We start from the raw sequence: 4,584 nt of genomic DNA, 5'->3' as shown, positions 1-4,584 counted from the left end.
CCCCCAGCCCGCCCGTACCTCTGACCGCGAGATACGAGAATCAGCCACATGGCGAATACTCCCCCTGGTCAGATTCCAGGGAGAGATGGGAAATACAGGACAGAGACACCCACACGAGGCCCGCGTGTGCGGGTGCGTCAGACGCGAGCGACGTTGACGCCCGAGTCGACGGCCTGCAGCTCGTCGCCGAAGGACACGTCGACGGTGCCGCCCGCGGGCGGGTCATACGGGGCGCGGCCCACCTGCTTGGTGCCAAAGCGGGGGAAGATGGGCGCCAGCACGTAGGAGCGGAAGCACCAGCCGAAGAAGCTGACGGGCTTGAGCTCCGGGTCGATGTCCGCCGCGATTTTGGCGTGCGCCTCCGGCAGGAGGCTCCAGTGCAGGCCCGGCGTCTCGTGGTGGACGGCGTGCAGGCCGTTGTTGAAGAGGAAGAAGTTGATGAGGCGGCCGGTGAAGCTGCGGCTGTGGTCGTGCTCGCTCCAGGGGTCCGAGTGGACGTGCTGGATGTAGTTGAAGAACATGATGGTCCACAGCGAGAAGAAGGCCGGAATCAGGAACGCGAAGGCCCAGATGCGCAGGCCGCCCGCCACGCCGTGCATATAAATGGCCAGCGCGACGAGCGCCGCGTGCGTGCCGCCCCAGACGATGTACTGGAGGACGATTTGCCGGAACAGGGCGCGGTTGCGCGTGCGCGCCTTCTCGATGAAGGCCTTCGTCGGCTCCTGCTGCCAGTACGTGGAGACGAAGGGGAACAGGAAGGCGACGAGGAAGTTGTGCTTCTTCGAGTAGCGCCAGGTGATGGTGGCGTCGCCCGCCTTGTTCACGAACTTGTGGTGGTTGAGGTTGTGCGTCGGAATCCACACGAAGGTGGGGTAGCCGTAGAACAACGACAGCCACATGCCCATCGCCTCATTCATCTTCCGGTTGCGGAAGGTGGGGCTGTGGTTGTGGTTGTGGGCGATGACGCCCGCGGACAGCGCCAGGTAGCACGCGAGCGGGCACAGGTAGGGGATGAGCGAGGGGGCCGCGTACATCGAGAGGGCCACCACGGGCATCGCCAGGCACCAGAGAAGGGTGCGGATGTCGGCGCTGTAACGGAGCATGGCCGGCAGTCTGCCTTACGCGTCCGTGCAGAACCAAAACTATCGCTCCCCCTCCAGGGCAAGGCTGCCTGCTTCCTCACCATGTAGGGGTGCGGGCGACGGACACCCCACCCGTTTTTTCCCGAAGTCAGCGGAGCTGAGTGAGCAGCAACGCCACCATTCCCTCCAGGGGCGCACTGGCGGTGGCGAGGCCCGCTTCGTCCACGGCGCGAGGCATGCCGTAGACGACACAGGAGGACTCGGACTCGGTGAGGATGGAGCCGCCCGCCGCGCGGATGGCGCGCGCGCCCTCCCGGCCGTCGTCGCCCATACCGGTGAGCACCAGCCCCACCGTGTCACGGCCCCACGTGCGGGCCGCGCTCTCGAAGAGGACGTCCACGGAAGGGTGATGCGGCATCTGCACCGGGTGCCGGTCCACGCGACCCACGGTGAGCGCGCCGTGCCGCTCGATTTTGAGGTGCTGGCCCGCACGCGCGAGCACGACGCGGCCGGGGCGCATCTCCATCCCGTCCTCCGCCTCGCGCACCTCCAGCGCGCACAGCGAGTCCAGCCGGCGGGCGACCGCCTCCGTGTACCCCGGGGGGATGTGCAGCGCGAGCGCCATGGGCGCGGGGAAGTCCGCCGGCAGCGCCGACAACAGCCGCGTGAGGGCCTGGGGACCGCCGGTGGACGTGCCCACCACCACCAGGTTGCGCGCCGGCCCGAACACCTCCGCCGGAGAAGTCGAAGCAGCCGTGGCCTGAGCCACCCCACGCGGCGGGTGCGGCACGGCGCGAGCGGCGATGCGCACCTTCTCCACCAGCTCCGCGCCCAGCTCGTAGAGCCGGTCCGTGGCGAGCGCGGAGGGCTTGTGCACCAGCTCCACCGCGCCGGCCTGGAGGGCGGACACCGCCAGCTCGCTCTCCTCGCCCGCGCTGCTGACCACGACGACGCGGGGAGCGGCCGGCATGGAGTCCAGGGCGCGCAGCACGCCGAGCCCGTCCAGCCCCGGCATGACCAGGTCCAGCGTGAGGACGTCGGGCGTGAGCTCCGCCACCTTCTCCAGCGCGTCCAGACCGTCGCGCGCGGTGTCCACCACTTCGATGCCCTGCGCGTTGGAGAGCACCTGGCGCAGCACCTTGCGCGCGAAGGCCGAGTCGTCCACCACCAGGACGCGAACAGGAGTCACGGCCGTCATGCGCCCGCCTTGCCATAGAAGAATACGCCGCGCCGCTCCTCACAGGAGAGCGCGGTGCCGAAGCGCAGCAGCGACTCGGAGGTGCCCACCACCAACTGGCCTCCGGGCTTCAGCGCCTGGGTGAGCGACGCCACCACCCGGCGCGCCGTCTCATCCTGGAAGTAGATGAGGACATTGCGGCAGAGGATGGCGTCGAACTGGCCCAGCTTCGCCACCGCCCCCTCATCCACCAGGTTGATGCGGCGCCACTCCACCGCGTCCACCAGCTCCTGCTTCGGCCGGGCCCGTCCGTCCACCTGCTCCAGCCAGCGCCCCTCCACTCCGGGCGGCAAGGCGCGCATGGAGCGCAGGTTGTGCTCGCCGGTGCGAGCGCGCTCCAGCGCCCGGGTGCTCAAGTCACTGGCCAGCAACTCCACGCCGGAGAGCACACCCCGGTCCGCCAGCATCATCGCCAGCGTCAAGGGCTCCTCGCCGGTGGAGCAGGCCGCGCACCACACGCGGGGCTTCTGGCCGGCGCGCACCCTGGGCAGGAGCACGTCCTCCACCAGCACCGACAACGGCTGCGCCTCCCGGAAGAAATACGTCTCGTGCACGAGCAGCGAGTCCACGAGGGAATCCAACGCGGCCGAGCCCGCCGGGTCGTACCGGAGGAAGTAGTAGTAGTCGAGCAGCGAGTCGAAGCCCGCTTCCTGCGCCCGGTCCGACACCTTGTCGGACAACAGCTCGCGGTCCTCCGCCGCATAGTGCAACCCCGCGCGCTGCTCGATGAGCGCGGTGAGGATGGCGAAGACCTGGGGGGACATCGGCAGGGAAGGCATGACGTCCTTGTCACTTCCCCAGGGCCACGAGGCAGGCCCGCCGGACTTCAGGGTCCTCGTCGCGCAGGGAGGCGCGCTCCAGCGCGTCGCGTGCCTCCAGGGTTCCCAGCGCGCCCACGGCGGGCACGACGGCGCGGCGGGCCGCGGCGCTGGAGGTCTCCAACGCCTGCACCAGCGCGGCGCGTGCGTCCGCCCGGCGCATGCGCGCCAGGGCCGCGACCAGCAGGGGCGCGGTCACCTCGTCCGCCACGTCCAGCGCCGCGAGCAGGCCGGGCAGCCGCCCCTCCATGGGCAGCGCCAGCGCGCTCACCACCCGCTCGCGCACCGTCAGGTCCCCCAGGAGCGACACCAGGGCCTGGGTGGCGGGGACACCCGGGCGCGTGGCGAGGAACCCCACCGCCGCGCTGCGCACGCTGTCATCCCTGTCACTGGCCGCATGCAACAGCGCGGGCAGCGTCTCCGGCGCCTCGTATTCGGCCACGGCGGACAGCGCGACCAGGCGCGTGGCGGCATCCTCCGACGAGGAGGCCTCCAGCAACACCGGCAGCGCGTCCTGACGCCGGGCCACGCCCAGCCCCAGCAGCGCCGCGCGCCGCACGTCCGCGTCGGTGCTGGCCGCCGCGCGGCGCAGCGCCGTCATCGCGCTCTCCGTGTGCATGTGCGCCAGCGCGTCCACCACCGCCACGCGCACCTGCCCCGCGTCGTCGTCCGCCAGCGCGACAATCGCATCCGCGGCGGCTTCCTCGTTCAGCTTCCCCAGGGACTGGCACGCGTAGTAGCGCACCCACGCGTCCCTGTCGTTGAGGCCGCCGAGCAGCGTGGAGGTGATGCGGGCCTCCTTCTCCGTCTGCCCCAGCGCGCGCATGGCCGCGGCGCGCGTGCGCTCCGATTCGTGGGTGGCCGCCGCCAGCAGCGCGTCCACCGCGCGCGGGTCCTCGATGAAGGGCAGGCCGAAGATGGCCGCGTCGCGCAGCCGCTCGTCCGAGTCGCGCATCGCGGACAGCAGCACCTCCAGCCCTCGGGGATAACCGAAGTAGGAGATGATGCGCAGCGCCGCGCGGCGCAGACGGGGGTCCGCGGAGCGCGCCGCGTGGAGCGCCAGCGTCTCCGTCTGCTCGCTGCCCAGCGACTGGATGGCGCCCGTGGCGGCCTGCACCACGCGCGCGTCGTCATCCATCAGGCGCTGGAAGAGCACGGGCACCGCGGACGTGTCACCGATGCGCGACAGGGTGTCCGCCGCCAGCGCGCGCACGGACGCCTCCCGGTCCTCCAGACACGCCATCACCTCCGGCACCGCCGACGCGCGGCGCCCCACCAGGGGCAGCAGCACCCTGCGCCGGGCGCTGTCTCCGTCCTGGAGCGCCTGCAGAATCTGCTCGTCCGCGTCCGCCCCCAGCTCCGCCAGGGCGCTCGCCGCCGAGCGCGCCACCGACGGGTCCGGTCCGTCCAACAGCCGCAGCAGTCCCGCCGCGGCGTCCTGCCCTCC

The 4,584-nt window shown here is 71.3% G+C and carries 4 protein-coding genes; all 4 read right to left on the bottom strand.

Going from position 1 to position 4,584, the window contains the following annotated elements:
- Positions 1–137: 137 nt before the first annotated feature.
- On the bottom strand, positions 138–1,103 hold the full coding sequence (locus HR086_RS44880; RefSeq protein WP_174468720.1) for a fatty acid desaturase: 966 nt from the start codon (positions 1,101–1,103) through the stop codon (positions 138–140).
- A gap of 127 nt (positions 1,104–1,230) precedes the next feature.
- Entirely contained in the window at positions 1,231–2,280 is a 1,050-nt protein-coding gene (cheB, locus tag HR086_RS44875) for a chemotaxis-specific protein-glutamate methyltransferase CheB (protein WP_174468719.1), read from the bottom strand.
- Positions 2,277–3,098 (bottom strand): protein-glutamate O-methyltransferase CheR, encoded by an 822-nt coding sequence (locus tag HR086_RS44870; RefSeq protein ID WP_141649346.1) that lies wholly within the window; start codon positions 3,096–3,098, stop codon positions 2,277–2,279. The genes cheB and HR086_RS44870 overlap by 4 nt, the downstream gene beginning before the upstream one ends.
- Positions 3,099–3,108: 10 nt before the next feature.
- Positions 3,109–4,584 (bottom strand): HEAT repeat domain-containing protein (locus HR086_RS44865; protein WP_174468718.1); only part of this gene is annotated, 1,476 nt, incomplete at its 5' end.

Origin of the sequence: Myxococcus sp. CA039A (assembly GCF_013336645.1) — a bacterium.
In the GTDB taxonomy this organism is placed as follows: domain Bacteria; phylum Myxococcota; class Myxococcia; order Myxococcales; family Myxococcaceae; genus Myxococcus; species Myxococcus llanfairpwllgwyngyllgogerychwyrndrobwllllantysiliogogogochensis.
The sequence above is the reverse complement of the archived record's forward strand: the minus strand, read 5'-3'. Positions and strand labels throughout refer to the sequence as shown.